We start from the raw sequence: 26,282 nt of genomic DNA on the forward strand, positions 1-26,282 counted from the left end.
CGTCAATGGATACCGACGCGCGGATGGCCGGGGTGCGCCGACAGCCACCGCGCTTCGATGCGGCGAACCCGGCGCCGTTCGTAACCGATCCACAGCGCGCCAACGATCGTCGCCCCGACCGCGGTCGGGGCCATCAGGGCGAATCCAGTCGAATGGCCATAGGCCGCTGACGCGACCGCTCCGATCACCGCGGCCGCCCCCATAACCAGCAGGAACAACCCCGGCCAGAAGTACACGTCGATCATGTGCTCGCCCGCATGCTGATTCGTCGTGCGGAAGTGATCGGTCGGATCGTGATGTGTGTCGCCCATCATGCCTCCTCGAGGGTCAGTACGTGCCTGTCACAATGGCTCGATCCGCTCCGATTCCCATCCCCCATCAGGGGGATGGGAGGAGGCGAATCGCGGGCCGCGGACACCGCCGCGGCCAGCGCGAACGGATCAATCGGCCGCGAGAGCACCGCGTCCGCGCCCGACCAGCGGGCCAGCCAACCGTCACCGGGCCTGCCGGTGAGCACAATGAGCCACGGCAGCGTCGAGAACTCGTCCCGCAGCTGTTTCGCGAGACCGATCCCGCCCGCTGGGGTGGACTCCCCGTCCAGGATCGCCACCTCGAACACCGCGGCTTCGATGTGCGCCAGCAGCACGGCCTGCGTGCCGACTTCGAGACAATCGGTGTCGGCACGCAGCCCCTGCCGGATCTCGCGGCGGGTCGCAGCATCGCTGCTGTAGATGAGGACTCGCATGCCCGAGGATGCTAGGCCGGTCCGCTCGCACCGCACCAGCCATTGCGGGCACTATCCCCTGCCGAGCCACCCGCCGGGGTGATGGTCCATCGGATGCGGTGCCCCAGGCTGGAAACCATGCTCGCTAATCACACGACCCTGGTGCAGTTTCTCATCGAGGAACGTCGCCGACATCCCGGCGCCAGCGGTGACCTCAACGGGTTGATTCTCGATGTCGCGTTGGCGTGCAAGGCCATCGCCTACCGGCTCGGCCAGGGCGCCGTCGGCGGCGTACTGGGCAGCGCGAACGCGATCAACGTGCAAGGTGAAGTGCAGCACAAGCTCGACGTACTGGCCAACGACTACTTCCTGCGGGCCACCGAGTGGACCGGCCAGGTCGCCGGCATGGTGTCCGAGGAGCTCGATGAGCCCTACCTGCTGCCGACGCAGTATCCGCGCGGGAAGTACCTGTTGGTCTTCGACCCGCTGGACGGCTCCTCCAACATCGATGTCAACGTCTCTGTCGGAAGCATCTTCTCGATCCTGCGCGCACCATCACCCGGCGAGGATCCCACCGTCGAGGAGTTCCTCCAACCGGGTTGCGAGCAGGTCTGCGCCGGTTACGCGATCTACGGTCCGGCAACCGTGCTGGTGCTGACAGTGGGCACCGGTGTGCATGCCTTCACGTTGGACCGCGGCATGGGTGAGTTCGTGCTCACCAGTCCGTCCATCCAGATCCCGCGCACCACCACCGAATTCGCGATCAACACCTCAAATCGACGGTTCTGGGAGCCCGCGGTCCACCGCTACATCGACGAATGTCTGGCTGGGCGTACCGGTCCGCGGCACAAGGATTTCAACATGCGTTGGGTTGCTTCGCTGGTGGCCGAAACACACCGGATCATGACCCGCGGCGGGGTCTTCCTGTATCCGCGGGACTCCAAGGACCCCAGCAAGCCCGGCCGCCTGCGACTGCTCTACGAGGCGAACCCCATCTCGTTGCTCATCGAGCAGGCCGGCGGCATCGCCAGCACCGGGCGTTCCCGACTGCTCGACGTTGTACCCACGCAGATCCACCAGCGGGTGCCGCTGGTCTTCGGTGCCGCCGAAGAAGTGCTCAAGATCGAGGAGTACCACAGAGAGAAGAACGACCTTCCACCCTCGTCGCCGCTGTACGGCGAGCGAGGACTGTTCCGCGCTGCCCTGCAATGACTTTTGGATCCGAGTCGAGGTAAACCATGTCACGTCTGCACCCCATCATCTCCATCACCGGATCCTCGGGAGCCGGAACCACCTCGGTGATGCGAACCTTCGAACAGATCTTCCGGCGCGAAGAAATCAACGTGGTGTACGTCGAGGGTGACAGCTTCCACCGCTACGATCGCGCCGGGATGAAGGCCGCGATTGCCCAAGCGGCCGAGCAAGGTAACAACGCGTTCAGTCATTTCGGCCCCGACGGTAACCTCTTCGAGGAACTGCAGGGACTGTTCCAGTCCTACGGTGACACCGGCAGCGGGAAGGTGCGCAAGTATCTGCACGACGAGGACGAGGCCGCAGCCTACGACCAGCCGCCCGGAACGTTCACCCCGTGGGAGGCCATCCCGGACGGCTCCGACATGCTGTTCTACGAGGGTTTGCACGGCGCGATCGTCACCGACGAGGTCGACGTGGCCCGCTACGCCGATCTGCGTATCGGGGTGGTTCCGGTGATCAACCTGGAGTGGATTCAGAAACTGCACCGCGACAGGGCTTCCCGCGGATACACCTCCGAGGCGGTCGCCGATACGATATTGCGCAGGATGCCCGATTACGTGAACTACATGTGCACCCAGTTCTCGCATACCGACGTCAACTTTCAGCGGGTTCCGGTAGTGGACACCTCAAACCCGTTCATCGCCAGGGCGATCCCCACCGCGGACGAGTCGATGCTGATCATCCGATTCCGCGATCCGCACGGCATCGACTTTCCCTATCTGCTGTCGATGCTGCACGGCTCGTTCATGTCTCGGCCCAATACCATTGTGTGCCCGGGCGGCAAGATGGATCTGGCCATGCAGCTGATCTTCACGCCGATGGTCCTCAGGCTGCTCGAGCGGCGTAAAGCTGCGCTGGCCGAGGGATAGATTCGAGGCCGGGGCTCAGCCGGCGAAAGCACCGGCTGAGCCCACCAGGCCCAGCAGCGGCTGCGGCAGTACACCCATCAGCACGGTCAGCGCCACCGCCGCCCCGACCGCGATCGACACCGGCGGGCTGCCCACGATGAACACCCGCGCGTCGGCCGGCGGTTCAGCGAAGAACATCACCCGGATCACCCGCAGGTAGACGAATGCCGCGATAGCACTCGCCAGCACTCCAACCACGACCAGTGCCATTGCGCCACCTTCCGCCGCCGCACTGAACACCGCCACCTTGCTGATGAATCCACTCGTCAGCGGAATCCCGGTGAAGGCCAGCAGGCACACCGTGAATGCCCACGCCAGCGCGGGGGATCGGCGTGCCAGCCCACTCCATCTCCGGATGTCGTTGTCCTCGACTCCGTCGAGATTGCGGACCAGTTCGACGAGCGCGAATGCGGCTATCGCGGCGATCCCGTAGACCAACAGGTAGAACATGACGGCTGCCACCCCCCTGTCGTTGGCCGCCACAATGCCCATCAACAAGAACCCGGCCTGCGCCACCGCCGAATAGCCCAGCAATCGCTTGACATCATTCTGTCCGATCGCCATCAACGCGCCACCCACCATGGTCAGCACCACGATCACCGACAATGCGGCCCGCCATTCGGCAAGCAGATCGGGTAACGCCACGTAGAACAACCGCAGCATGGCACCGAAGGCCGCCACCTTGGTGGCCGCGGCCATGAACCCGGTGATGGGCGTGGGCGCGCCCTGGTAGACGTCGGGGACCCAGGAGTGGAACGGCACGGCACCTACCTTGAACAGCAGGCCGACCGACACCAGCCCCATCCCGATCACCGCCAGCGTGCCGTCACCGTTGTCCGCGATGGCTGTCGCGATCCCACGGAGTGTCAGGGTGCCGCTGTACCCGTACAGCAGCGCCACCCCGTAGAGGAACAGCGCCGACGAAAAGGCGCCCAACAGAAAATATTTCAACGCCGCCTCCTGCGACAGCACCCGGCGGTGACGGGCGAGGCCGCACAACACATACAGCGGGAGGGACAGTACCTCCAGGGCGATGAACATGGTCAGCAGGTCGGCTGCCGCGGGCATCAGCAACATGCCGCCGACAGCGAACATCAGCAGTGGGAACACCTCGGTCTGGATCGCGCCGACCCGGATCGCCGTTCGTTCCTCGGCACCGCCGGGCACCGAGGAAGCCTGGGCGGTGATCGTCATCGAACTCCGACTGCCCAGCACCACCATGGTGAACAGCGCCATGATCAAGATGGCGGCCTGCAGGAAGAGCGTGGGCCCGTCGATCGCGACGGCACCCATGACGGCAAGCTGGCTGGTGCCCGCCAGCGTGACGACGGCCAGCAATGCTGCGAGCAGCGCCGTGTACGCCAGTGCCAGCTGAGCACGGACCCGCCGAGCACGCGGTACGAACCCTTCTATCAGCACGCCCGCGACGGCTGCACCGAACACCACCAAAAGCGGTAGCACAGCCCGGTATTCGACCGAAGGCGTGGTAAGTGCGGCGAGTGTGGTCATGGCGCGGGTCCTCTCGCTGTGGCGGGCGCGGGGTCGCTGACCCCGATGGTGGTCAGGGTGTGTGCAACCGCCGGGTTGATCACGTCGAGCGCGGGTTTGGGATGCACCCCGAGCACCAACAGCAGGGCGATCAGCGGTGCCACCACCGCGAGTTCCCTGGGCAATAGATCGCGTAGCCGGTGGTTGCCGTCGGTGACCGGTCCGGTCATCATCCGCTGGTACAGCCATAGGATGTAGATCGCGGACAGCACCAGTGCCGCCGAGGCGATGACGGCGGCTACCGGGTACCGGGTAAAGCTGCCGATGAGCACCAGGATTTCGCTGATGAACGGAGCGAGGCCCGGTAGCGCGAGAGCGCTGAGGCCCGCGACCAGGAAGGTACCGGCCAGTAGCGGGGCGACTTGTTGTACGCCGCCGTAGTCGGCGATGAGCCGAGAACCCCTGCGCGATACCAGGAATCCGGCGATCAGGAACAGTGCTGCGGTCGATATGCCGTGGTTGACCATGTACAGTGTCGCGCCGGATTGGCCCTGGCTGGTCATCACGAAGATGCCCAGGATGATGAAGCCGAAGTGCGAGATGGAGGCATAGGCAATGAGTCGCATGACGTCGGTCTGCCCGACGGCCAGTATCGCCCCGTACACGATTCCGATCACCGCCAGCGTGATCACCGCCGGACTCAGCAGGACGGCCGAGTCGGGGAACAGTTGCAGGCAGTAGCGCAGCATGCCGAAGGTGCCGACCTTGTCGACGACCGCCATCATCAGCACAGCGGTAACCGGGGTGGCCTCGGTGGCTACACCGGGCAGCCAGGTGTGGAAGGGCCACAGCGGGGCTTTGACCGCGAAGGCGAACAGAAAGCCCAGGAACATCGCGTGCATGACGGCGGGGTTGAGGTTCAACTGGCCGGACGATACCGCGCCGACAATGGTGCGGAAATCGAAGGTCCCGGCTGTTACGTACACTCCGATCACGGCGACCAACATGACCACTCCGCCAAACAGGCTGTACAACAAGAACTTCAGTGCCGCCCGTCCCGCATCCGGTCCCCCGTAGCGACCGATGAGGAAGTACATCGGGATCAGCATCGCCTCGAATATCACGTAGAACAGCAGCACATCCAACGCGATGAAACTCAGCAACACCATCGATTCGACCACCAGCAGCAGTGCGAAGTAGGTTTTGGGGCGACGGGTGTCGTGCCACCCCGCCAGCAGGAGAAGCGGCGTCAGCACTGCGGTCAGCACAACGAGTACCATCGCGATGCCGTCCACGCCCAGTGTGTAACCGGCCCCGAAGAACGGAATCCACGGCAACTCCTCGACCAATTGGTACTGCCCGCCTGCGCGATCGAACCGAACCGCAACCGCGACTGCGAGCCCCAGCACCAGAAGTGCCGTCAGCACGGCGGTGCCCTTGATCCAGTCGGGCCTCTTCGACGGGAGGGCTACCACCACCAACGCCCCGACCAGGGGTGCCAACCACAGCACGCTCAACACGGGTAGCTGATTCATGACAGACCCATCGTCGCGAGGATCCCGAGTAGCAGCACGGCGCCGCCCAGCATCGACAATGCGTAGGACCGGGCGAAGCCCGTCTGGCTCCGGCGGATCGTGGACGATATCGCGCTGATCCCTCGAGCGAGGCCCTCGACCGCACCGTCGATCCCGCGCCGTTCCACCCCGACCAAGGTCTCGGATAGCCGCGCACCCGGTCGCATGAAGACGGCTTCGTTGAACGCATCACCATAGAGATCACTTCGGGCAGCTTCAGTTGTGCCGGTGACCCATTCGGAGGAGACGGGTGACACCGCCCGGGTGGAGTAGGCCCGGTGGGCGATGGCGACGCCGATGAGCACCACCGACAGCGTGATCGCCGACATCACCCACACCGGCACCGTGTGGTGGGCGTGCGCGCCGTCGGGGTTGACGACGGGTTCGAGCCAGTGCGCCAGCCGGCCGCCGAGGGCCAGCAGCGCGCCCGCGCCGACGGATCCGACGGCCAGCACCACCATGGGCAGCGTCATGCTCGGTGGGGATTCGTGGGGGTGGGTCTGCGGGGCCCACCGGCGGGGCCCGAAGAACGTCAGGATCATCACGCGGGTCATGTAGAACGCCGTGATCCCGGCGCCGAGCAGGGCGGCGCCGCCCAGCAGCCAGCCGCGTAAACCGCCTGCGGCGAAGGCGGTTTCGATGATGGCGTCCTTGGAGAAGAACCCGGCGAACGGCGGGACGCCGATGATGGCGAGGTAACCCAGCCCGAACGTCACGAAGGTGATCGGCATCAGGGCGCGCAGCCCGCCGTAGCGACGGATGTCGGTCTCGTCGTTCATGCCGTGCATCACCGACCCGGCGCCGAGGAACAGTCCGGCCTTGAAGAATCCGTGGGTGAGCAGGTGCATGATCGCGATGGCATAGCCGACCGGGCCCAGCCCGGCGGCGAGCACCATGTAGCCGATCTGGCTCATCGTCGAGGCGGCCAGCGCCTTCTTGATGTCGTCCTTGGCGCACCCGATGATGGCGCCGAACAGCAGGGTGACCGCGCCGACGACCACCACGGCGGTCTGCGCGTGCGGGGCCAGGTTGAACACCGGACCCGAGCGCACGATCAAATACACCCCGGCGGTGACCATGGTGGCGGCGTGGATCAGCGCCGAAACGGGGGTGGGGCCCTCCATCGCGTCGCCGAGCCAGGACTGCAGCGGCACCTGGGCGCTCTTGCCGCACGCCGCGAGCAGCAGCAGCAGGCCGATCGCGGTCAGCGCCCCGGTCGACGCGCCGGTGGTACCGGCGAAAACCCCGGCGTACGACAGGGTTCCGAACTGGGCGAACATCACCATCATGGCGATGGACAGGCCGATGTCGCCGACCCGGTTGACGACGAACGCCTTCTTGGCCGCCGTCGCCGCGCTCGGCTTGTGCGACCAGAACCCGATGAGCAGATAGGACGCCAGGCCCACGCCCTCCCAGCCGACGTAGAGGCCCAGGTAGTTGTCCGCCAACACCAACAGCAGCATCGCGGCCACGAACAGGTTCAGGTAGGCAAAAAAACGCCGCCGGCCCGGATCGCCGGCCATGTAGCCGATCGAATAGATGTGGATGAGCGCGCCCACCCCGGTGATCAGCAACACGAAACACACACTCAGGGCATCGAGTTGCAGCCCGAAGTCCACCCGCAGCCCGGCAACCGGCACCCAGGAGAACAACCGCTCACCGATCACCCGGCCCGCGGCCTCGCGCCCCAGCAGATCCGCGAAAAGCACCGCCGCCCAGCCGAACGACGCCACCACGGTGGCACACCCCAACAGGTGCCCCCACCCGTTGGTGCGTCGGCCACCGAGCAGCAACACCGCGGCCCCGGCCAGCGGCAGCGCGATCAACGGCCACAACATGGTCACTCCCGTAGCCACCTGATCAATGCCTCAGCAGGTGGGCGTCGTCGACGTTGGCGGACTTCCTGGTGCGGTAGATGGCCATGATGATCGCAAGGCCCACCACCACCTCACAGGCGGCGACCACCATGGTGAAAAATGCCACCACCTGCCCGTCGAGGTGCCCGTGCATCCGGGAAAAGCTGACGAAGGCGAGATTGCAGGCGTTCAACATCAACTCCACACACATGAACATGATGATCGCGTTGCGCCGCAACAACACTCCCGCAGCGCCGATGGTGAACAACAACGCCGACAGATACAGATACTGGTCCGGATTCACCGGGCACCTCCCGCCCGCTTGAACGGCGATGCGTCACCGTCACCGGCAACTAGAAGCGTCAGGACAAGTCCTCGCCGCTCGAGCGTGCGACTTACCGACAGCTCGCAGATACTGCCGTCCGGCAGCAGTGCGGGTGTGTCGACCGAGTTCTGTCGGGCGTACACGCCCGAGCACGGCAACGTCGACGGGTAGGACGATGCGGCACCGATGTTCGCGAACCGTTCCTGGGCGAGTTCGCGCTGACTCTTGCGGTGTTCGAAGCGTTCCCGGTACGCCAGCACCATGGCGCCCAGCGCGGCGGTGATCAACAAGGCGCTGGTCAGTTCGAAGACCCACAGGTACTTGGTGAAAATCAGCGCGGCCAGCCCTTGCACGTTACCTTCGGGAGCGAGGCTTGCCGAGCGACCACCGGAGACAGCATCGACTCCGCCGATCGTGAACCCGGAGATCGACGCCGAACCGATGGCGGCGATCAGCAGCAGCCCGAACCCCACTCCGGCCACGATCGCGGCAACCCGTTGCCCCCGAATGGTTTCGGTGAGCGACTGCGAGGAATCCACACCGACCAGCATCAGCACGAACAGGAACAGCATCATCACCGCGCCGGTGTACACCACTACCTGCACCACACTCAGGAACAGCGCATCCTGACTCGCATAGACAATCGCCAGGCCGACCATGGTGCCGGCCAAGCAAAGTGCCGAGTACACCGCCTTCGGCGCGGCCACCACACCGAGGGCAAATACCACGATCAGCGGTGCAATCGCCCAGAAGACAATCGATTCGGTGCTCATCGGTGGGCTCCTCCTTCCGAGGAAATGTGTCCCAGGTAGTAGTCGTCGTCGGTGGCACCGTCGGCCATGGCGTGCGGTGGGGGCTGCATGCCGGGTTGCAGTGGTGCCAGGAGTTTGTCCTTGCCGTAGATCAGGTCCGACCGGTTGTCGTCGGCCATCTCGTAGTCGTTGGTCATGGTCAGTGCCCGGGTGGGGCACGCCTCGATGCACAGTCCGCAGCCGATGCAGCGCAGGTAGTTGATCTGGTAGACCCGGCCGTAGCGTTCACCCGGTGAAAACCGCTCCGCGTCGGTGTTATCGGCGCCCTCGACGTAGATGGCATCGGCGGGGCAGGCCCACGCGCACAGTTCGCAGCCGATGCACTTCTCCAAACCGTCGTCGTACCGGTTCAACTGGTGACGGCCGTGATAGCGGGCCTGGGTGGGCTGCTTACCCTCCGGATACTGCTCGGTGATGGGCTTCTTGAACATCGTCGAGAAGGTCACACCGAAACCGGCCAGCGCGTCTCCGAATCTAGTCATCGCTGCTCCCCCGTTGGCTCAATACGTTGCTGTGAATCGATTTCCCATTCCGGGAAGGTGGAGCGAAATAGGTTCTGACACCGGGCTGTTCACCAGGTCCCGTCAGCGGCGGTACCGGATAACCACCCGCAAGCTGGATGACCGGTTCGGAACCGGTGCCCAGCCGATGCGTGCCGCGTGCACGCGCACGGCGGTATACCCCGGCGACCAGCAGCAAGAAGAGCACTCCGACCCCGAGCGCAGGAAGCACATCATCTTGACCCAGCTCGCGCATGACGGCGACGGTGATGATCCAGGCCAGTGAGGTGGGGATGAGGACTTTCCAGCCCAGGGCCATGAACTGGTCGTAGCGGAGCCGCGGCAGGGTGGCGCGTAGCCACATGTAGAAGAACAGGAAGGCCCAGACTTTGCCGGTGAACCAGATCAGGGGCCACCAGCCGGTGTTGGCGCCCTCGAAGAACAGGCTGATCGGCAGTGGCGCGTGCCAGCCGCCGAGGAACATGGTGGTGGCCAGGGCGGACACGGTGGTCATGTTGATGTATTCGGCGAGCATGAACATCGCGAATTTCAGCGACGAGTATTCGGTGTGGAAGCCGCCGACCAGTTCGCCTTCGGCTTCGGGCAGGTCAAAGGGGGCGCGGTTGGTTTCGCCGACCATGGCCACCAGGTAGACCGCGAACGACGGCAGCAGCAGAAAGATGAACCAGGTGTGCTGTTGGGCGGCAACGATCCCGGAGGTGGCCATGGTGCCCGCGTACAGGAACACCGCCACGAACGACAGGGCCATCGCGATTTCGTAGGACACCACCTGTGCGCTCGAGCGCAGCCCGCCCAGCAGCGGGTAGGTCGATCCGGAGGACCAGCCGGCCAGCACGATGCCGTACACGCCGATGGAGGTGACGGCCAGCACGTAGAGCACCGCGACGGGCAGGTCGGTCAGCTGCAGTGGGGTGTGGTGGCCGAAGATCGACACCACCGGACCCAGCGGGATCACGGCGAACGCCAGGATGGCCGGGATGACCGCGATCACCGGGGCCATCAGGTAGATCGGCTTGTCGGCCCCGGCCGGCGTCAGGCCTTCCTTGAGGGCGAGTTTGACGCCGTCGGCCAGCGATTGCAGCAGCCCGAATGGGCCGACCCGGTTGGGGCCGAATCGCATCTGCATGCGGCCCAGGATCTTGCGTTCCACCAGGATCGCCACCAGGACGGTCAACAACAGGAAGGCGAAGACCGCGACGGCCTTGACGATGATGAGCCAGAGCGGGTCGTGGCCGAACGCTTCCAAACCGGGATAGCTCATGACGGGCTCCCCGCTGCGATATCGACGATGTCTCCGGAACTCGCGCCCAGTTGGGTGTGTACGTGGCTGCCGGGTGAGTTCGTCGGTAGCCACACCACCCGGTCGGGCATCTCGGTGATCAGCAGCGGCAGCGTGATCGACCCCCGGGTCGTGCGTACCGTGAGCGTGTCGTGGGCACCGATCTCGGCTGCGGTGGCCGCCGACAGCCGCGCCACCGGCGGGCGTGCCGTACCGGCCAGATGCGGCTCGCCGTCCTGTAACCGACCCGCATCCAACAACATTTGCCAGCACGCCAGCACCGCCTCGCCGGCAGCCGGGTTCGGCGGCGCGGGTTCGGTGCTGGGCGCCGGTATCGGGGCGCCGTTCCAGGGGCCAAGCGCCGGCGAGGCCGGATCCAATGATCGACCGGAGATGGCCCGGGTAAGCTCGTTCAACACCCGCGCATCGGAATCGGAAGTGGTGGCAATGGCCCGATCGAACGGCCGCAGTCGTCCTTCCCAGTTCAGGTAGGAGCCGGCCTTTTCCGCCACCGGCGCCACCGGGAACACCACATCGGCCAGCGCGGTGACCGCGCTTTCCCGCAGTTCCAAACTCACCACGAACGGTGCGGCCTCGACGGCCGCCCGTGCCGCCACGGGGTCGGGCAGATCATCAAGTTCCACACCACCCACCACCAATGCCTCCAGGTCTCCGCTGCGGGCGGCGGCGAGGATCGCGTCGGTGTCGCGCCCGGGCAGGGCGGGCAACTCCGCAACATTCCAGGCATTCATAACTTGCTCGCGGGCCCGCGGATGGTCAACGGGTCGGCCTCCGGGCAGCAGGTTGGGTAGGCAGCCGGCGTCCAGGGCGCCGCGTTCACCCGCTCGCCGCGGGATCCAGGCCAGCCGCGCCCCCGTCGCATCGGCCAACCGCGCCGCGGCCGACAATGCGCCGGGACTACCGGCCAGGCGTTCACCGACCAGAATCACCGAGCCTTCGGGCACGTCGCCGGCCACGGCGTCGAGTGCGGCCGCTTCACTGCCGGGCGCCGTCATCACCAACCGGCCCTCGAGTTTGGACAGCCCACGAGAGGCATACGGGGCGATACCGATCACCTGCAGGCCGGTGCGGCGCACGGCCTTGCGCAGCCGCAGGAACACGATCGGGGATTCCTCCTCGGGCTCGAAGCCGACCAGCAGTACCGCCGGCGCGGATTCGAGGTCGGCGTAGCTGACCGCCACGACACGGCCGGCGACCCGGGCCGCCAGGAACTCGGCTTCCTCGGCCGAATGTGCTCGCGCCCGCATATCAATATCGTTGGTGTTCAGCACCATTCGTGCGAACTTGCTATACGCCATGGCATCTTCGACCGTGACCCGACCACCCACCAGAACACCGGCCCGGCCGGCCGCGGCAGACAGGCCCATCGCGGCTACTCCGATCGCCTCCGACCACGACGCCGGCCGCAACCCGCGGTCGGTATCGCGCAGCAGCGGGGTGCGGATCCGATCGCCCTGGGTGGGATAGGTGAACGCCCAGCGGCCCTTATCGCAGTTCCATTCCTCATTGACCTCCGGGTCATCACCGGACAACCGGCGCAGCACCTTGCCGCGTCGGTGGTCGGTGCGCTGCGCGCAACCGGAGGCGCAGTGCTCGCACACACTCGGCGAGGACACCAGGTCGAACGGCCGGGCCCGAAACCGGTACGCCGTGCCGGTCAGCGCACCCACCGGGCAGATCTGGACGGTGTTGCCGGAAAAATATGAATCGAAGGACTCCCCCGAGGCAATGCCGACCTGCTGCAGCGCACCGCGTTCCAGCAGTTCGATGAACGGGTCACCCGCGATCTGGTTGGCGAACCGGGTGCAGCGCGCGCACAGCACACAGCGCTCCCGATCCAACAACACCTCGGCAGACAACGGAATTGGCTTTGGATACGTTCTCTTCACCTTGTCGAAGCGCGATTCCGGGCGCCCGTTGGACATTGCCTGGTTCTGTAGTGGGCATTCGCCGCCCTTGTCGCAGACCGGGCAGTCCAGCGGGTGATTGATCAGCAGCAGTTCCATCACACCGTGCTGCGCCTTGTCGGCGGCCTCGCTGGTGTGCTGGGTGCGCACCACCATGTCCGGGGCGACCGCAATGGTGCACGACGCCATCGGCTTGCGCTGGCCCTCGACCTGGACCAGACATTGCCGGCACGCCCCGACGGGATCGAGCAGTGGGTGGTCACAGAACCGGGGAATCTGCACCCCGATCAGCTCCGCCGCCCGAATCACCAACGTGCCCTTGGGGACCGAGATCTGTTGATCATCGATGGTCAGCGTGACCAACTCGACCGGAGGCGCCTGTTGGTTGTGTTCGGCCAGTGTCATGCGCCCACCCCCTCCGGTGCGGCCAGCATGGCCGCATACGGGTCGAACGGACACCCGCGGCCCAGGTGAGCCTCGTACTCGGCGCGGAAATACTTCAGCGAGCTGATGATCGGGCTGGCCGCGCCATCACCGAGCGCACAGAATGACTTACCGAGAAGCGCATCGGAAATATCCGATAACTTCTGTAGATCGTCACCGGACGCGGTCCCCTCCTCCAGCCCCTCGTAGATCTGGGCCAGCCAGTAGGTGCCTTCCCGGCACGGTGTGCATTTACCGCAGGATTCGTGCGCGTAAAACTGTGTCCAGCGGCGCACCGCCCGGACCACGCAGGTGGTTTCGTCGAAGATCTGCAACGCCTTGGTCCCCAGCATCGAGCCCACCGACACCATGCCCTCGTAATCCAAGGGCACATCGAGATGCTCGGCAGTCAGCAGCGGCGTGGACGAGCCGCCGGGCGTCCAGAACTTGAGCTCATGCCCGGACCGGACGCCACCGGCGTAGGACAGCAACTCGCGCAAGGTGATTCCCAGCGGGGCCTCGTACTGGCCCGGCGCGCTGACATGCCCGGACAACGAGTACAGGGTGAAACCCGGTGACTTCTCCGTGCCCATCGAACGGAACCAATCCGACCCGTTCACCACGATAGGCGGCACCGAGGCGATGGACTCGACATTGTTCACCACCGTCGGGCAGGCATACAGACCCTCCTCCGCAGGGAAGGGTGGCCGCAGCCGGGGTTGGCCGCGGCGGCCCTCCAGCGAATCCAGCAGCGCGGTCTCCTCACCGCAGATATAGGCACCCGCACCCGCATGCACAATCAGATCCAGGTCGAACCCCGACCCACAGATATCGGTACCCAGATAGCCCGCGTCATAGGCTTCGTTCACGGCATCTCGCAGCCGGCGCAATACGGGCACCACCTCACCGCGCAGGTAGATGAATGCATGCCGAGCACCAATCGCATAGGCCGCAATAATCGCTCCCTCCACCAACGCATGCGGGGTGGCATACATCAGTGGAATGTCCTTGCAGGTACCGGGTTCCGACTCGTCAGCATTGATCACCAGATAGTGCGGCTTGGACCGATCCTGCGGTATGAACGACCACTTGGTCCCGGTGGCGAACCCGGCGCCGCCGCGGCCCCGTAGCCCGGACTCCTTCACCAGGTCAATGACCTCGCCAGGCGTCATGGTCAGTGTCTTGTCCAGCGCCTGATAACCCTCATGGCGCAAATAATTGGTGAGCGACCAGGATTCCGGTTCGCCCCAGGACCGTGTCAGAACGGAAACCAACGGCACGTCAGATCCCTCCAGGCTCATCGGGGTGGGGTAGGCCGGCGAGGGTGCGTGAGGTGTGGGTGAAAGGGCAGATGACTCCGCCGCGGCTGGCGGTGACTTGTTCTCCGGCACGTAGTCGGTCCACCAGATCAACGGCAGTGCTGGGGGTTTGGTTGTCGAAGAATTCCCAGTTGACCATCATGACCGGCGCGTAATCGCAGGCGGCGTTGCATTCGACGTGTTCGAGGGTGATCCGGTCGTCATCGGTGGTGTCACCGGAGGTGACGCCGAGGTGGTGTTGGAGGGTGTCGAGAATCGCGTCGCCGCCCATGATCGCGCACAGCGTGTTGGTGCACACCCCGACGAGGTAGCGGCCGGTGGGGGCGCGGCGGTACATGGAGTAGAACGTGGCCACGGCGGTCACTTCGGCGTCGGTCAGTTCGAGTGTGCGGGCGCAGAACCCGATACCCGCGGCCGTGAGGTAGCCGTCTTCGGCTTGTACGAGATGCAGCAGCGGCAGCAGCGCCGAACGCGGCTGCGGGTAGCGGGCCATGATGGTCGCGGCATCGATCGCGAGCCGGTCTTCGATCTCGCGTGGGTAGGTCAGTGGGCCACCGATCGGTGGTCCGAGTTCGTCGGGGCGCGGCCCCAACGTCAGATCGATACTGGTCATAGCCATCCGTTCTTCGCGCGAGCGCTCATCATCGGTCGACTCCTCCCATTACCGGGTCGATCGAGGCGACCGCGGAGATGACGTCAGCCACCATGCCGCCTTCACACATCGCCGCCACGGCTTGCAGATTGGTGAACGACGGGTCGCGGTAATGCACCCGGTACGGCCGGGTGCCGCCATCGGAGACCATGTGCACACCGAGTTCACCGCGCGGCGACTCGACGGCGACATAGCATTGCCCGGCCGGCACCCGGATACCCTCGGTGACCAATTTGAAGTGATGGATCAGGCCTTCCATCGAGGTGCCCATGATCTTGGCGATATGCGCCGGGGAGTTCCCCAAACCGTCGGGGCCGAGCGCCAGGTCGGCGGGCCAGGCCAGCTTGCGGTCTTCGATCATCACCGGCCCGGGCTCCAAACGGTCCAGGCATTGGCGCACGATGCGCAAGGATTCGTTCATCTCTTCGACGCGGATGACGTAGCGGTCGTAGCAGTCACTGTGGGTGCCCGTGATCACGTCGAAGTCGTACGTCTCATACCCGCAGTACGGTTGGGCCTTGCGCAGGTCGTGCGACAGTCCGGTGGAGCGCAGCACCGGGCCGGTGATCCCGAGCGCCATGCACCCGGTCAGATCGAGGTAGCCGATATCGACGGTACGGGCTTTCCAGATCGCGTTACCACGCAGCAGCGCTTCCAGTTCGGCCAGCCGGCCGGGCAACAACTCACACAGCGCGGCGATCTGGGCGGGGACGTCCTCGGGGAGGTCGGCGGCCAGGCCACCGGGCCGGATGTAAGCGTGGTTCATCCGCACACCGGTGATGGCCTCGAAAACCTTCAGGATTTCTTCGCGTTCACGGAACCCGAAGAACATCGCGCTCATCGCCCCCAACTCCATACCCCCGGTCGCCAACGCGACCAGATGCGACGAGATCCGGTTGAGTTCCATCAACAACACCCGGATCACGCTCGCCCGGGCGGGGATGTCGTCGGTGATCCCGAGCAGATTCTCGACGGCCAGGCAGTACGCGGTCTCGTTGAAGAACGGGGACAGATAGTCCATCCGGGTCACGAACGTGACACCCTGGATCCAGTTGCGGTACTCCAGATTCTTCTCGATGCCGGTGTGCAAATACCCGATACCGCAGCGCGCCTCGGTGACCGTTTCCCCCTCGATCTCCAAGATCAGCCGCAACACCCCATGCGTCGACGGATGCTGCGGACCCATGTTCACCACGATCCGATCACGAGCATCGACGTGCGCGGATTGCTGGGCCAGCGCGACGATGTCGTCCCAATCCTGCCCACCCAGGGTGATGGTGGACTCTGCTGCGTCCCGGATATCGGTCATCAGTGATACGTCCTACGCTCATCCGGTGGCGGGATCTGCGCGCCGTGATATTCCACCGGCACCCCGCCCAACGGGTAGTCCTTGCGCTGCGGATGCCCGACCCAATCGTCGGGCATCTCGATGCGGGTGAGCGCGGGATGGCCCTCGAAGATGACCCCGAAGAAGTCGTAGGTCTCCCGTTCGTGCCAGTCCACCGTCGGGTAGACCGAAAACAACGACGGCACACGCGGATCGGCCTCCGGGCAGGCCACCTCCACCTGGATCCGCCGGTCATGGGTGATCGACATCAACGGATAGAACACATGCAACTCCCGCCCGGCCTCGTCCGGATAGTGCACCCCCGAGGCCCCGGCGCAGAACTCGAACCGCAACCCCGGGTCATCACGCAACACCGTGGCCACCGACCGCAGGTGCGCACGGGCAACATCGACGGTGAGCTGCCCGGCATACACCACCACCTGCTCGATAGCGGCCTCGAAACCCTCTCCGAGCGCGGCCGCGAGCCGGTCTATCACCTCGTCGAAATACCCCCCATACGGGCGCGGACCACCACCGGGCAGGCTGATCTCGGAGACCAGCCGCCCATAACCGGACGTATCACCGCTGCCCGCGGTGCCGAACATGCCCCGGCGCACCCCGATGACCTCACGACCACCGATCACCGCAGCAACCCCCGAAACTCCAGCGTTGTCGGCGCCGACAACGCAGCCTCCTCCGCCGCCGCCACCACCTCATCGCGGTGCACACCCAACGGCATCTCGGCGATCTTGGCGTGCAACATCACAATCGCGTTCAACAACATCTCCGGTCGCGGCGGACAACCCGGCAGATAAATATCCACCGGCACCACATGATCGACACCCTGCACAATCGCGTAGTTGTTGAACATGCCGCCCGAGGAGGCACATACCCCCATCGCCAACACCCACTTCGGCTCGACCATCTGGTCATAGACCTGCCGCAACACTGGGGCCATCTTCTGGCTCACCCGGCCCGCCACGATCATCAGATCCGCCTGCCGCGGCGTCGCCGAAAATCGCTCCATCCCAAACCGGGCGATATCGAACCGCGGACCCGCCGTCGCCATCATCTCGATCGCACAACACGCCAACCCGAACGTCGCCGGCCACAACGAACCCTTGCGGACAAACCCGGCGACCTTCTCCACTGTGGACAGCAGGATGCCGCCGGGCAACTGCTCCTCTAAACCCATGGCACTAATCCCAAGCCAGCCCGCCGCGACGCCACACATACGCATACGCCGCGAACACCGCCCCCATGAACAACACCATCTCCACCAGTGCAAACACACCCAACTGGCCGAACGACACCGCCCATGGATACAAAAACACAATCTCGATGTCGAACACGATGAACAACATCGCCGTCAGATAGAACTTGATCGGAAACCGTCCGCCCGACACCGACTGCACCGCGGGTTCAATGCCGCACTCGTAGGCCTGCAACTTCGCCCGGTTGTACCGACGCGGACCCAGAACCAACGCCATGCCGACCGAGCCAAAAGCAAACGCGGCCGCAATCACACCCAGAACCGCGATGGGCAGGTACAAATCCATATCGCTTCCAATCGATGGGGTGACGGGATACGAATGCGTTGATCCCTGTTTATCGATTGGCCGAATCGGCCTGTACCCCACTACGGGGGATTCGCCAGGTGAAAGTCCGGGGTATGGCTAGCGGTACACCGATCCAAGCCCGACCAGGCCCGGATCAAATGTTGCGCGGGCCGAAACCGACGCCGCCGCCGCGGCAACCACCACGCCGGCGTCGGTTTCATGCCCTTTGGGAAAGACAATCTCGGCACTGTCCGGCCCGTCCCGGTGCGCCATCAGCCAGTCATACAGCAGCCAGTCGATCGCACAGCTGACCGCCAACGGATCGGCGTCGGGCATCCCGGCAGAGTCGATCACCGCGTTGAGGGCATCCAGATGCTCTTTGCGTGCGGACTCCTTCTCCACCCCGGAGCTGTCGAACATCAACATCGACAGAGTGAGTGGAAGCCGTTGCCCTGATTCAGTTCTGACTATCCACCGGCCACCCATCCAGGGGCGATCGGGGTCGACTTGGCACATCTGTCCGTAGCCGCCGACCACACCGATCGAGGGTTCGTCGAGTTCACCGTCGAACGGCACCGGCCCCAGCAGATCCAGCGGACCGCGGGCCCGAATCGAGAAGAGGGCCGCGGTCCCGATGATCTTGCCGGCCCGCAGATCTGCTATCTGCCCGCGACGCTGCAGCGCGGCGGCGAATTCGAAACACAACCGGTCCAGGGTGCGATGCAGATCCAGCAGTGCAGCGCGCTCTTGGGCATCGGCCGGGCGCCGCCCCCCACCCAGGATCTCAGCGAAGCGTTCGGCGGCAATGATGAGTGCATCGTCGAGCGCCGCCAGGTGTGTGGCGATCAACCGGTCGGGCTCGTCATCGGTCTCCACCAACGCCTGCAATGAAGTTGGCCCACCGGTCACGGTGGTCCAGTAGAACCCGATCTGCTCGTCGTCCTGGACGATTCGGGGTCTCATCCGGCGACCACCGCAAGCCGGCGGTTGGTGACCGAGAGCTGTCGGTCCGTACTGTCGTCGAGATCGCGCACGTGGGTTGCGTCCAGTCGGCCGCACACTCGGCCCCAGTGCACCGCCACCGATTCTCCCGGTTGCACATCGGGTACCGCGCTGTACCCCTCGATGCGCACCTCAACGGTTTGCGTTGTCGGCACGGACAATTGCAGTGACGTGCCATCCCATTCCAGCCGCTGACAACGCACCTCCGCGTGATCACCGTGCCGGGCCAGCACCGTGGCGGGGGTGATTCGGCAACTATCGAGCACGTGCAACGGGTGTTCGTCCATGCCGCGGCCCAGGAATCGGGTCCACGGATACACCCCGAATACGTGGAAGCAGTGATTTCCGGCGGCCTCGCCGGCCAACTCGTCGTCGAGGTGCGACCAGTAATGACCGGCCTGTGGACCGATGACGGCCAGCAGCGCCGCGTAGAACTCATCGGCATCGAGTGCCGCGCCGACACCGCCGCCCAGCCAGTACGACTCCACCAGCCGGTAGTCCAGCGGATCGGAAATCCCGGTCAGAGCCGACAGCACCCGAAGATAGGGCCATGCGCCGGAGAACCGCCGGGCGGCGGTCCGGATGCGTTCGACCGAGCCGCCGGTCAACGCGTCGAGGTCCGGCGGCCCGCAATAGCCAAGCTGGTTGGGCGCATAGGCGTAACGGGCGAACATCTCCGGTCCCCGAATGTCGACGTCGCCCACCGATGTCATCCCTGGCTGGCCGACCCGACCAGTTGCGCGGCATCCCGATGCATACGACCAAAGTTGTAGTAGGCCGCGCACGCCCCCTCCGGGGACACCATGCAGGTGCCGATTGGCGTCTCGGGCGTGCAGGCGGTGCCGAATACCTTGCACTCCCACGGCTTGAGCACACCCTTGAGCACCTCACCGCATTGACATGCCTTCGGGTCCGCGACCCGGACGCCGGGCATGTCGTAGCGCAGTTCGGCGTCGTAATCGGCGAAGTCGTCGTTGACCTTGAGCGCGCTCTGCGAGATGAAGCCGAGTCCACGCCACTCGAAGTGCGGCCGCAATGCGAACACCCGTCCCATCAGGGCCAGTGCCGCGGGATTACCTTCGGGGTGCACGATGCGGGAATACTGGTTCTCCACCTCGCATCGGCCCTCGCGGATCTGCCGCAACAGCATCGCCACCGACGCCAGGATGTCCAGCGGCTCGAATCCGGCGACCACCAACGGTTTCCCGTAGACATCGGGAACAAACCGGTACGGCCGGTTGCCGACCACGGTCGACACATGCCCGGGGCCAAGGAACCCCGACAGCCGCAGATCGGGCGACTCCAGGATCGCCTTGATCGGCGGGACGATGGTGACGTGGTTGCAGAACACGCTGAAGTTGGTCACGCCGAGTTCGCGCGCCCTGACCAGGGTTACGGCGGTGGAAGGCACCGTGGTCTCGAACCCGATCGCAAAGAACACCACTTGCTTGTCGGGGTTGTCCACCGCGATCTTCAGCGCGTCCAGCGGGGAGTACACGAATCGAACATCCGCGCCGCGGGCCTTGGCATCGAGGAGGCTGCCGTTGGAGCCGGGCACCCGCATCATGTCGCCGAAGCAGGTGAAGATCACGTCGGGCTGACCGGCCAGCCACATCGCATCGTCGATTCGGCCCATCGGGATGACGCATACCGGGCAACCCGGTCCGTGCACCAACTCCACGGTCGACGGCAACAAATGCTCAATGCCATGTCGGTAAATGGTGTGGGTATGCCCCCCACAGACTTCCATGAACTTGAAGGGTTCGCCGTCGTTGCCGCCGTCCGCAAGCACCTCGATGGCGCCCAGGAGTTTGCGCGCCGCTGCCGGATCACGAAATTCATCGATGAATCGCATGATGTTTCCTTTCAGATGATCGACGACGAGTCGAATGCTTCGAGTTCGGTGTCATAGGCATCGCCGAGTTTCTTGACCGCGGCCAGCGTGAGCAAGGCCTCGCGCTCATCGATCTTCGCCATCGCGAATCCGACGTGGACCAACACCCAATCGTCGGGTTCGGGCATGTCCTTCTCGAGCAGGCGCACACTGATGGTGCGCTTCACACCGCTCACGTCGACCTTCGCCATGAAGTTCGCGGGATCGGTGATCTCGACGATTCGGCCTGGAATTCCGAGACACATGAGCGTCGCCTCCCTTCCTCTTTACGCACCGGCGGGCTGCGCCGGGGTGTGCTCGCAGGGCTGTCTCAACAAATTCGGGGTAATGGATCTCCTACCAGCATGTCGACGATCCGGGTACCCCCAAACGGGGTACGCAGTACCACGGTTGCCGCGGGCTGTTCGGTCACCTCGCCGACCTCGGCGGCCACTGCGCCCAGCGGATGCGCATGCAGGGCAGCCAGCGCGGCCCCGGCCTCGTCAGGCGCCACCACCGCGAGAAACTTGCCCTCGTTGGCCACGTACAGCGGGTCGATGCCCAACATTTCGCACGCCCCGGCCACCATCGGTTGCACCACCAGGCGCTCCTCATCGAGCACGATGCCGACGTTGGCCGACCGGGCCAATTCGTTACACACCGTGCCGACGCCACCACGGGTCGGGTCGCGCAGCCACCTGGTCGCTGGCGCCGCCGCGAGTAGCACCTCGACCAACTCGCTGACCGCGGCGGTATCGGAGTGGATGTCGGCCTCGAGTTCGAGGTCACCGCGCGCGAGCATCACCGCCATACCGTGATCGCCGATCGATCCCGACAGCAGCACCTTGTCGCCGGGGCGAACCGACGCCGCAGAGAGCTCGCGGCCGACCGGAATGGCGCCAACCCCGGCCGTGGTGATGAACAGTCCGTCCGCGGCGCCCTTGGGCACCACTTTGGTGTCACCCGTGACGATCGCGACGCCGGCCCCGGCGGCCGCGTCCGCCATATCCGCCACGATCTCCTTGAGTTCATCGATCGGGAAGCCCTCTTCGAGCACGAAGGCGGCGCTGATCCAGGATGGGATGGCGCCTGTCATCGCGAGGTCATTGACCGTGCCATGGATCGCAAGGTGTCCGATGGAACCACCCGGAAACCGTAAGGGCTGCACCACAAATGAATCGGTGGACAGCGCCAACCGCTCACCACTCGGCAGTGCGACGACGGCACCGTCACCCAGCGATTCCAGCTGTGGGTTGCGAAACGCCTCCACGAACACCGCGTCCACCAGGGCGGCCGACGCCTTGCCACCCGCGCCGTGCGCCAACGTGACAATATCGTCGCGTAGCCGGGGCCTGCGCCGCCGGAACGCCTCGATACGTTCGATGACCTCACCTTCGGCAAAGCCGGGTCCAGCGTCCAAATAGTCGCCCACGGATCTGTTCATGCGACCACCGCCCCCTTCTCGTGTACCGACGACCACAGTTGATAGCCGAGCAGCGCCTGGGCCTCCTGGATACGGTGCACACTTTGCGATCTAACGATGAAGCAGGTGTCCACATCCGGGCTGGTGGCAAAAGCGCCGCCGTCGTATCCGGCGAACCCGATGGTGTACATGCCCCGACGTTTGGCTTCCCGCAACGCCACCGTCAGATCCGCCGAGCTGCCACTGGTCGACAAGGCGACGGCGATATCGCCCGCCTTGGCCCGGGCGATCAGCTGACGGGCGAACACCAACTCGAATCCGACGTCGTTGCCCAGCGCCGTCAGAATCGCCTGATCGGCGGTCAGGCACCAGGCCGGCAGTGGATCCCCGACCGGCGGCCTGGCGAACAGCGCAGCCAGCGTCGCGGAATCCGTTGAGCTACCGCCGTTGCCGAAGGTGAACAGCCGTCCCCCGGCCGCGAAGCGCCGCGCCAACTCCGCGCCCGCCGATTCCACGAGCTCGCCGCTCGCCGCCAGCGTGGATCGCCGCAAGGCGGTACTTTCGGCGGCCTTGGCCTGTGCCGATTGGGCAAGATCTACCAGCAGGGCCTGCGGGTCGTGTTCCTCGGAATCGATGAACGGATAGAGGAAGTTGGTGGCTTCCTCGGGCGTCTTGGCACCGGAATCCTGTGCGGTCATGACGAACTCACCTCTTCCTCGACCCGGCTGATTGCCATACCGGCATGCACCAGCAGCAGATCCCCCGCGTCGACGGGCCCCACCAACGAGGTCTCGATCGACTCCGAGCCCTCGGCTGTGCGGACCCGGGCCGAATGCTCACTGGACGCGGCAACCACTTCGGCGAGCCGCCCCTCGTCGCTGCACACCACACAGGTTTCCCCGGCACAGTCGTCGATATTGAGCAGACCCGGGTGCTCGAAGCAGACGTGGGTCAGCTCCCACAGCACGTGATACAGCAGTACGAAGCCGCCGGTCGCGGGTATCCGCGGGTCCGGATCGTCGAGCCACAGCACGTGATCGGCGGCGCCGGCAGTCGGGCGCACCCCGTTGCCAATCCAGATCGCGGTGGCACCCCAGGCCGAGGCGCGGCGCATGATCGACCGCACGTCGGCGTCGGCGGAGTCGGCCACCGCGATCACGATGTCACCCGGACGCACCGAAACCCGGACCACGTCAATCAAATCTGGACCGGTCAGTGCGACGGCGGGCAGCGCCCGCTTACCGACGATCACCGGATGCACGAACTCGACGGCGATGTGCTGCGCATGCGGCTGCCAGGCCGGCGATACACACCACATGGTGCCACCCGCGGAGAACCTTCTGGCCAGAGTCAACGCGGCAGCGGCAAGATCTGCCGCCAGATCGGCATCCACGGCATTCTCGACCACCGTGTCCATCACGACACCTCCTCACCGAAGACGCCGTATTCGGTCATCGTCGCGATGGTGACTCTCGCGGTGTCCTCATCGATCTTGGTCAGTGCAAAGCCGGCATGCAGGATGGTGTAGTCACCAACCTGCAGATCGGGAAGGTAGGCCAGACACGCCAGCTTCTCCTCCCCGGGAAAAGCCACCCGTGCCATCCGTGCCCCGGTGGCCTCGTCCCAGATTTCGGTGATCCGGCCGGGAATCCCCAAACACATTCGATCAGCCCTCCTCGATCGTGGCCTGCTGCTCATCGCGAGCGGTGAGCACCGAGACCGCCGCCTGCCCCAGCGCCAGCCCGCCGTCGTTGGGCGGGACGGTCCGGTGTACCAGTACTTCGAACCCCGACCCTTCCAACAGACTCCGGCAAGCGCGCAGCAGCAACACATTCTGGAACACTCCGCCAGTAAGTCCGACCAGCTGTCCTGAAACACTGACCTGGGCAACAATATCCGCGACAGCGACAGCGACGGCTCGGTGGAACGCGGCTGCCAGTTCGGCCGTACCGGCCCCAGCGCGCAACTGCGCCACGATATCCCGGATCAGCGGGGCCGGATCAAGAATACCGTCGGCGGTCACCGGCAGTGCCAACGTCGGCACGGCGCCTGAAGCCGAAGCCGGTGCCGCAGTTTCCGCCAGATACTCGAGTTCGATCGCGGCCTGCCCCTCGTACTCGATCGTGTGCCGCACGCCGAGCAATGATGCGACGGCGTCGAACAGCCGCCCCATGCTGGTGCAGGACACGCATCCCACTCCGCTGCCGAACTGCGAGTTCAGCAGACGTAGTTCGGAGCTGGACAGCGCGCGCACCGACGCCAGGTCCGGAGTCCACTCGATCCCGGCCGACCACAGGTGCGACAACGCCATCCGGCACGGGTTGCGCACCGCCGCGTCCCCGCCGGGCATCGGTACCGCGGCCAGATGACCGACCCGAGTGAAACGCCGGCTGTCGGTGCCCAGCGCCAGAATCTCGCCACCCCATACCGCGCCATCGGTGCCAAACCCGGTGCCGTCGAAGGCAACTCCAACGATCGGCTCGCCCAGCCGCCCATGCTCGGCCAACAACGACACGACATGGGCGTGGTGATGCTGCACCAGATCCAGGGGCCGCGCCCCGGCATTACGTTCGGCCCAGCCGCGAGTCAGGTAGCTCGGGTGCAGGTCGGCGGCCAGCCGAGTCGGCGACCGACGCATGGTGGACATCTGACCGACCGACTGCTCGAACGCGCGCAGCGTCTCCAATGTGCCCATATCGCCGATATGCGCCGAACAATAGGCGCGCCGGCCGTCGGTCAGGCAGAAGGTGTTCTTCAGTTCCCCGCCCACGGCGAGCACGGCCGGCCCGTCGCGGCCGAGATCTACCGGCAGCGGGGCAAAGCCCCGGGACCGGCGGATCGGCAGTTCGCGCCCATCGACCACCCGAACCACCGAGTCGTCGCACGGCACATGGATCGGCCGGTCGTGGTCGAGCACCGCGTCGGACAGCTCCGGAAGTCGTTGTGCCGCATCTTGGACGGAGTAGCAAATCGGCTCGTCGGAGCGGTTCGCGCTGGTCAGGACGATCGCCTCGAGAACCCGGTGCGCTGTCCCCGGGGCGGGTGCCAACAGCAGATGGTGCACCGGCGTGTAGGGCAGCAGCACGCCGATCCACGGGTTACCCGGCGCCACCGCATCCGCTATGGGCGCATCCCGGCGGCGGCGCAACAGCACGATCGGTCGCTGCCGACTGGACAGAATTGCGGCCTCATGGTCGTCGATCTCCGCGTATCGTCGCGCAACGTCGAGATCTCGCACCAGGATGGCGAAAGGTTTGCCTCCACGGGCCTTCCGGCGGCGCAACGCAGTCACCGCTGCGTCGTCTCCGGCGGCGCAGCTCACGTGGTAGCCGCCGATCCCTTTGATTGCGACAATTCTACTCTCAGCGAGCGCCCGCTGCGCCGCCGTTACGGCCGCATCCGAGCCGTCCGTACGGTTGGGGCCGTCCTGGAACCACAGCGTCGGACCACAGTCCGGACAGGCGACCGGTTGCGCATGGAACCGCCGGTCGGTGACATCGTGGTACTCGGCGTCGCATCGTGCGCACATGCGGAACCCGGCCATCGTGGTGGCCGGGCGATCGTACGGTAGCTCCCGGATGATGGTGAACCGCGGACCGCAGTCCGTACAGGTGATGAACGGATGCCGGTACCGACGATCGGCCGGCTCGAACAGCTCCCGGACACAGGCGTCACACGTCGCGATATCCGGTGGAATCGCGGTCAGGGCGCCGGCCGCGGACTGGCTGGCGACGATGTAGAAGCAGCCGGACCCGTCACCGTCCTGCGCCGACAACTCGGCCGCGGACAGTTCGCTGATCGTGGCCAGCGGCGGGGCGTCGGCAACGAGGCGCTGCGCGAACTCGTCGACCGCGGCCACCGGACCCTGCACCTCGATGAATACCGCGGCCGAATCGTTGCCGACAAATCCGGTCAGGCCCAGCCCGGTGGCCACCCGATGCACGAACGGGCGAAACCCGACACCCTGCACCACACCGACGACGGTGAAACGGCGCCGGCAGATCCGGGCAGACGGCCCCGACACGATGGAGGTCC

General features: G+C 65.4%; 27 protein-coding genes. 2 read left to right on the top strand and 25 right to left on the bottom strand.

Annotated features, from left to right (window positions below):
- Positions 1–2: 2 nt before the first annotated feature.
- On the bottom strand, positions 3–314 hold the full coding sequence (usfY, locus tag R2K23_RS15385) for a protein UsfY (protein WP_316510451.1): 312 nt from the start codon (positions 312–314) through the stop codon (positions 3–5).
- A complete protein-coding gene (locus R2K23_RS15390; RefSeq protein ID WP_316510452.1) occupies positions 311–745 on the bottom strand; it encodes a DNA-binding transcriptional response regulator in 435 nt (144 codons plus the stop codon). Before R2K23_RS15390 ends, usfY begins: the two co-directional genes overlap by 4 nt.
- Before the next feature lie 117 nt (positions 746–862).
- Here R2K23_RS15390 and R2K23_RS15395 point away from each other — a divergent pair, with 117 nt between their 5' ends.
- Both R2K23_RS15395 and R2K23_RS15400 read left to right on the top strand, forming a co-directional pair.
- Entirely contained in the window at positions 863–1,936 is a 1,074-nt protein-coding gene (locus tag R2K23_RS15395; RefSeq protein WP_316510453.1) for a class 1 fructose-bisphosphatase, read from the top strand.
- Positions 1,937–1,962: 26 nt separating this feature from the next.
- A complete protein-coding gene (locus tag R2K23_RS15400) occupies positions 1,963–2,847 on the top strand; it encodes a phosphoribulokinase (RefSeq protein WP_126334611.1) in 885 nt (294 codons plus the stop codon).
- Between the two features lie 15 nt (positions 2,848–2,862).
- Here the strand turns inward: R2K23_RS15400 and nuoN are convergent, their stop codons facing one another.
- The 23 genes from nuoN to hypF all read right to left on the bottom strand — a co-directional run bounded on the left by nuoN (position 2,863) and on the right by hypF (position 26,271).
- Positions 2,863–4,395, bottom strand: a complete 1,533-nt coding sequence (gene nuoN / locus R2K23_RS15405) for an NADH-quinone oxidoreductase subunit NuoN (RefSeq protein WP_316510454.1) — start codon at positions 4,393–4,395, stop codon at positions 2,863–2,865.
- A complete protein-coding gene (locus R2K23_RS15410; protein WP_126334613.1) occupies positions 4,392–5,909 on the bottom strand; it encodes an NADH-quinone oxidoreductase subunit M in 1,518 nt (505 codons plus the stop codon). Before R2K23_RS15410 ends, nuoN begins: the two co-directional genes overlap by 4 nt.
- A complete protein-coding gene (nuoL, locus tag R2K23_RS15415) occupies positions 5,906–7,786 on the bottom strand; it encodes an NADH-quinone oxidoreductase subunit L (RefSeq protein ID WP_316517315.1) in 1,881 nt (626 codons plus the stop codon). Before nuoL ends, R2K23_RS15410 begins: the two co-directional genes overlap by 4 nt.
- A 22-nt stretch (positions 7,787–7,808) precedes the next feature.
- Positions 7,809–8,108, bottom strand: a complete 300-nt coding sequence (gene nuoK, locus R2K23_RS15420) for an NADH-quinone oxidoreductase subunit NuoK (RefSeq protein ID WP_316510455.1) — start codon at positions 8,106–8,108, stop codon at positions 7,809–7,811.
- On the bottom strand, positions 8,105–8,902 hold the full coding sequence (locus tag R2K23_RS15425; protein ID WP_316510456.1) for an NADH-quinone oxidoreductase subunit J: 798 nt from the start codon (positions 8,900–8,902) through the stop codon (positions 8,105–8,107). The genes nuoK and R2K23_RS15425 overlap by 4 nt, the downstream gene beginning before the upstream one ends.
- Positions 8,899–9,423, bottom strand: a complete 525-nt coding sequence (nuoI, locus tag R2K23_RS15430; RefSeq protein WP_126334616.1) for an NADH-quinone oxidoreductase subunit NuoI — start codon at positions 9,421–9,423, stop codon at positions 8,899–8,901. The genes R2K23_RS15425 and nuoI overlap by 4 nt, the downstream gene beginning before the upstream one ends.
- Complete coding sequence (nuoH, locus tag R2K23_RS15435) at positions 9,416–10,723, bottom strand: NADH-quinone oxidoreductase subunit NuoH (protein WP_316510457.1); 1,308 nt, start codon at positions 10,721–10,723, stop codon at positions 9,416–9,418. Before nuoH ends, nuoI begins: the two co-directional genes overlap by 8 nt.
- The gene (locus R2K23_RS15440) at positions 10,720–13,074 is read right to left on the bottom strand and encodes an NADH-quinone oxidoreductase subunit G (RefSeq protein WP_316510458.1); all 2,355 of its coding nucleotides are present in this window, start codon (positions 13,072–13,074) and stop codon (positions 10,720–10,722) included. The genes nuoH and R2K23_RS15440 overlap by 4 nt, the downstream gene beginning before the upstream one ends.
- Positions 13,071–14,393 carry an NADH-quinone oxidoreductase subunit NuoF gene (nuoF, locus tag R2K23_RS15445; protein ID WP_316517317.1) on the bottom strand — a complete coding sequence of 441 codons (1,323 nt, stop codon included), beginning with the start codon at positions 14,391–14,393 and terminating at the stop codon, positions 13,071–13,073. The genes R2K23_RS15440 and nuoF overlap by 4 nt, the downstream gene beginning before the upstream one ends.
- Positions 14,374–15,024 (bottom strand): NADH-quinone oxidoreductase subunit NuoE, encoded by a 651-nt coding sequence (gene nuoE, locus R2K23_RS15450; RefSeq protein WP_316510459.1) that lies wholly within the window; start codon positions 15,022–15,024, stop codon positions 14,374–14,376. Before nuoE ends, nuoF begins: the two co-directional genes overlap by 20 nt.
- A 28-nt stretch (positions 15,025–15,052) precedes the next feature.
- Positions 15,053–16,372 (bottom strand): NADH dehydrogenase (quinone) subunit D, encoded by a 1,320-nt coding sequence (gene nuoD, locus R2K23_RS15455; protein WP_316510460.1) that lies wholly within the window; start codon positions 16,370–16,372, stop codon positions 15,053–15,055.
- On the bottom strand, positions 16,372–17,034 hold the full coding sequence (locus R2K23_RS15460; protein WP_264002726.1) for an NADH-quinone oxidoreductase subunit C: 663 nt from the start codon (positions 17,032–17,034) through the stop codon (positions 16,372–16,374). Before R2K23_RS15460 ends, nuoD begins: the two co-directional genes overlap by 1 nt.
- Positions 17,031–17,585, bottom strand: coding sequence for a NuoB/complex I 20 kDa subunit family protein (locus tag R2K23_RS15465; RefSeq protein ID WP_126336903.1), 555 nt, complete (start codon positions 17,583–17,585; stop codon positions 17,031–17,033). The genes R2K23_RS15460 and R2K23_RS15465 overlap by 4 nt, the downstream gene beginning before the upstream one ends.
- Before the next feature lie 4 nt (positions 17,586–17,589).
- Entirely contained in the window at positions 17,590–17,949 is a 360-nt protein-coding gene (locus R2K23_RS15470; protein WP_126334622.1) for an NADH-quinone oxidoreductase subunit A, read from the bottom strand.
- 117 nt (positions 17,950–18,066) lie between these two features.
- Positions 18,067–18,912: a hypothetical protein gene (locus R2K23_RS15475; protein ID WP_316510461.1), complete on the bottom strand. Its 846-nt coding sequence runs from the start codon at positions 18,910–18,912 to the stop codon at positions 18,067–18,069.
- The gene (locus tag R2K23_RS15480) at positions 18,909–19,664 is read right to left on the bottom strand and encodes a DUF6390 family protein (RefSeq protein ID WP_126334624.1); all 756 of its coding nucleotides are present in this window, start codon (positions 19,662–19,664) and stop codon (positions 18,909–18,911) included. Before R2K23_RS15480 ends, R2K23_RS15475 begins: the two co-directional genes overlap by 4 nt.
- Positions 19,661–20,806, bottom strand: a complete 1,146-nt coding sequence (gene hypD, locus R2K23_RS15485; protein WP_126334625.1) for a hydrogenase formation protein HypD — start codon at positions 20,804–20,806, stop codon at positions 19,661–19,663. Before hypD ends, R2K23_RS15480 begins: the two co-directional genes overlap by 4 nt.
- An 11-nt stretch (positions 20,807–20,817) precedes the next feature.
- Positions 20,818–21,090 carry a HypC/HybG/HupF family hydrogenase formation chaperone gene (locus R2K23_RS15490; protein WP_126334626.1) on the bottom strand — a complete coding sequence of 91 codons (273 nt, stop codon included), beginning with the start codon at positions 21,088–21,090 and terminating at the stop codon, positions 20,818–20,820.
- 65 nt (positions 21,091–21,155) lie between these two features.
- On the bottom strand, positions 21,156–22,268 hold the full coding sequence (gene hypE / locus R2K23_RS15495) for a hydrogenase expression/formation protein HypE (RefSeq protein ID WP_316510462.1): 1,113 nt from the start codon (positions 22,266–22,268) through the stop codon (positions 21,156–21,158).
- Positions 22,265–22,945 (bottom strand): D-sedoheptulose-7-phosphate isomerase, encoded by a 681-nt coding sequence (locus R2K23_RS15500; protein ID WP_126334628.1) that lies wholly within the window; start codon positions 22,943–22,945, stop codon positions 22,265–22,267. Before R2K23_RS15500 ends, hypE begins: the two co-directional genes overlap by 4 nt.
- Positions 22,942–23,664: a HypC/HybG/HupF family hydrogenase formation chaperone gene (locus R2K23_RS15505; RefSeq protein ID WP_316510463.1), complete on the bottom strand. Its 723-nt coding sequence runs from the start codon at positions 23,662–23,664 to the stop codon at positions 22,942–22,944. The genes R2K23_RS15500 and R2K23_RS15505 overlap by 4 nt, the downstream gene beginning before the upstream one ends.
- Positions 23,664–23,909, bottom strand: coding sequence for a HypC/HybG/HupF family hydrogenase formation chaperone (locus tag R2K23_RS15510; RefSeq protein WP_126334629.1), 246 nt, complete (start codon positions 23,907–23,909; stop codon positions 23,664–23,666). Before R2K23_RS15510 ends, R2K23_RS15505 begins: the two co-directional genes overlap by 1 nt.
- A 4-nt stretch (positions 23,910–23,913) precedes the next feature.
- Positions 23,914–26,271, bottom strand: coding sequence for a carbamoyltransferase HypF (gene hypF, locus R2K23_RS15515; protein ID WP_316510464.1), 2,358 nt, complete (start codon positions 26,269–26,271; stop codon positions 23,914–23,916).
- Positions 26,272–26,282: the final 11 nt, after the last annotated feature.

This window comes from Mycolicibacterium sp. MU0050 (genome assembly GCF_963378085.1).
GTDB classification, from domain to species: Bacteria; Actinomycetota; Actinomycetes; order Mycobacteriales; family Mycobacteriaceae; genus Mycobacterium; species Mycobacterium wendilense.